This is a genomic window from Streptomyces sp. CO7, from assembly GCF_053474865.1.
Genome location: NZ_JBRIOU010000003.1, coordinates 422,430 through 425,577, shown reverse-complemented (window position 1 = coordinate 425,577; position 3,148 = coordinate 422,430). Strand labels below are relative to the sequence as shown.

The 3,148-nt window shown below is 70.5% G+C and carries 2 protein-coding genes and 1 pseudogene; 1 reads left to right on the top strand and 2 read right to left on the bottom strand.

The window, feature by feature from the left end:
- Nucleotides 1-27: 27 nt before the first annotated feature.
- On the bottom strand, nt 28-753 hold the full coding sequence (locus ACOV8S_RS11860; RefSeq protein ID WP_448317739.1) for an SIMPL domain-containing protein: 726 nt from the start codon (nt 751-753) through the stop codon (nt 28-30).
- Between the two features lie 172 nt (nt 754-925).
- Between ACOV8S_RS11860 and ACOV8S_RS11855 the strand changes: the two genes are divergently transcribed.
- Nucleotides 926-2,746 (top strand): bifunctional metallophosphatase/5'-nucleotidase, encoded by a 1,821-nt coding sequence (locus ACOV8S_RS11855; RefSeq protein WP_448317738.1) that lies wholly within the window; start codon nt 926-928, stop codon nt 2,744-2,746.
- Nucleotides 2,747-2,903: 157 nt separating this feature from the next.
- On the opposite strand, the pseudogene ACOV8S_RS11850 reads toward ACOV8S_RS11855, so the two are convergent.
- Nucleotides 2,904-3,148: pseudogene (locus ACOV8S_RS11850) on the bottom strand (lysine 6-monooxygenase); the annotation flags it as partial.

Genomic DNA, 3,148 nt, shown 5'->3' with positions numbered 1-3,148 from the left:
GAATGAGGGTTCGATATCGGGACCGGTTCAGAGGGTCGGCGGGGCCATGGTGAAGCGGGCGTTGACGGTCGCGCGGACGTGCTGGCGGCGGGGTTCGAGGGCGAGGGCGGGCTCCGTGGCGGCTCCCGGGGCCGCTCCGGGGGCGGAGGGCGGTGCGCCGAAGCCGGCCCGGCCGCTGCGGGGGACGGCCGCGGTGTCGGCGCCGATGTCGGCGATGTCGATGACGCCGGTGAGGGTGGTGCCGAGCGCCTCGGCGTATTCGCGGGCGCGGACGACGGCCTGGCGGACGGCTTCCTGGCGGGCGCGGCGGTGGGCGGGCGAGTCGGGGCGCAGGGACCAGTGGGGGCCGTGGACGCTGGTGTGGTCGAGGTCGGCGAGGCGGGTGGTGAGTTCGCCGAGGACGGTGAAGTCGGTGATCTCGGCGGTGAGGGTGACGCGGCCGTTGTAGGCGCGGATGCGTTCGCCGCGGCCGCGTTGGGCGGTCTCGGGGGTGATGGAGAGGGTGCCGGTCTCGGTGTGGGCGACGGCGTCGCCGTAGGTCTTGAGGAGTTCGAGGGCGGCGTTGTTGCGTCGGGTGAGGTTGGTGACGGCGTCGCGGCGGTCGGCGCCGCGGGCGGTGACGGTGAGGGTGATGCGGGCGACCTCGGGGTCGACCTCGAGGTGGGCCTCGCCGCGGACGGCGACGCGGGGGTGTTCGGCGGCGGGGCCGGTGATGGGGAGGGTCGTCGGTTCGGTGGCGGGTTCGGCGCTCATGGGGGTCACGGTGGCAGGCACGGGTGCCGGTTGCCGGGTTTTGGCTGGTCGCTTACCGGATCGCAACCTGGCGGATCTGTCGGCGACGGGGGCGCGTGGTGAAGAATCTACGCGCGTTGGCATTGAGCGTTGGGCTTGTTGTCCGGAAGTGTTGTCGGGAAGGTGCGGGAGCATGGCGTTGGATCGCCGGAAGTTTCTGAAGAAGTCCGCTGTGACGGGTGCGGGTGTGGCGCTGGCGGGAGGCGTGATGGGAGCTCCGGCCGCTCAGGCGGCCCCGGTGGCGGCCGTCGAGGCCCAGGGCCGTCCGGGGAAGCGTTTCTCCCTGACGGTGATGGGCTCCACCGACCTGCACGGGAACGTCTTCAACTGGGACTACTACAAGGACGCCCAGTACAAGGACGCGGCGGGCAACGCCATGGGTCTGGCGCGCATCTCCTCCCTGGTGAAGGAGGTGCGTGCGGAGAAGGGCGCCGGGCGGACGATGCTGATCGACGCCGGTGACACCATCCAGGGCACCCCGCTGACGTACTACTACGCCAAGGTGGACCCGATCACCGCCGCGGGCGGTCCGGTGCACCCGATGGCGCGGGCGATGAACAGGATCGGTTACGACGCGGTCGCGCTGGGCAACCACGAGTTCAACTACGGCATCGAGCTGCTGCGGAAGTTCGAGTCGCAGTGCGACTTCCCGCTGCTCGGCGCCAACGCGGTGGACGCGACGACGCTGAAGCCGGCGTTTCCCCCGTACTTCCTCAAGTCCTTCCACGTGCCCGGTTCGGCGCGTCCGGTGAAGGTGGCGGTCCTGGGTCTGACGAACCCGGGCATCGCGATCTGGGACAAGGCGTACGTGCAGGGCAAGCTGAAGTTCCCGGGTCTGGAGGAGCAGGCCGCGCTGTGGGTGCCGAAGCTGCGGGCGATGGGCGCGGACGTGGTGATCGTCTCGGCGCACTCGGGCACCTCGGGCACGTCCTCGTGGAGCGACCAGCTTCCCTACGTGGAGAACTCCGCGGCGAACGTGGCGCGCCTGGTTCCGGGCATCGACGCGATCCTGGTGGGTCACGCCCACAAGGAGATCGCCGAGCTGCGGGTGGTGAACGAGGAGTCGGGCAAGGAGGTCGTGCTGTCGGAGCCGCTGATGTGGGGTGAGCGGCTGTCGCTCTTCGACATCGAGCTGGTCTTCGACAAGGGCCGCTGGTCGGTCGAGTCGGTGAAGGCGTCGCTGCGCAACTCCAAGGACGCGGTCGAGGACCCGGAGATCGTGGCGCTGCTGCAGGAGCAGCACGACGCGGTCGTCGAGTACGTCAACCAGGTGGTCGGCAGGGCCACGGTGACGCTGACGACGGCGGAGGCGCGGTACAAGGACGAGCCGATCATCGACCTGATCGCGAAGGTGCAGGAGGACGTGGTGAAGGCCGCGCTGGCCGGCACCGAGTACGCCTCGCTGCCGGTGGTGGCGCAGGCGTCGCCGTTCTCGCGGACGTCGGAGATCCCGGCGGGCGAGGTGACGATCCGGGACCTGTCGAGCCTGTACGTGTACGACAACACGCTGGTGGCGAAGGTTCTGACGGGTGCGCAGCTGAAGGACTACCTGGAGTTCTCGGCGCAGTACTACGCGCAGGTCGCCCCGGGCGCGCCGGTGGACGTGAACACGCTGACGAACGCGGGGAACCGTCCGGACTACGCGTACGACTACGTGTCGGGCGTGCGGTACGACATCGACATCGCTCAGCCGGCGGGTTCGCGGATCAGGAACCTGACGTTCGAGGGCGCGGCGGTGCCGGCGGACAAGAAGTTCGTGCTGGCGGTGAACAACTACCGGGCGAACGGCGGCAGCGCGTACCCGCACGTGGCGTCGGCGCCCGAGGTGTGGGCGGAGTCGACGGAGATCCGGACGCGGATCGCGGAGTGGGTGACGGCGAAGGGTGTGCTGGACCCGAAGGACTTCGCGTCGGTGGACTGGCGTCTGACGCGGGACGGCGTCCCGGTCTTCTAGGTCCTGTGGTTCCGGGCCGGGGCTGTCGTCCAGGTCCGGGTTCCGGGCCGGGGCTGTCGTCCGGGTCCGGTGGTTTCGGGCCGGGCTGTGGTCCGGTCGGCGGCGTCGGCGGTTCTCCGCCGACGCCGCCGGCGTTCTCCGTGCCCGCGCGGGGTGGTCAGCACAGGCCGAAGGTGGTGAAGGCGGTGCGCCGGGGCAGCCGGTAGACCTCCTTGCCGGTGAGGGTGTTGAGGATGGTGGCGCTGCGCCATGCGATCAGGCCGAGGTCGGGTGCGCCGACGCCGTGGGTGTGGAGTTCGGCGTTCTGGACGTAGACGTGGCCGGTGATGGTGTCGTCGAGGCGCAGCCGGTAGTGCTCGTCGATCTGGGGGCGGCCGGAGTTGTCGCGGCGCAGGTGGGGGG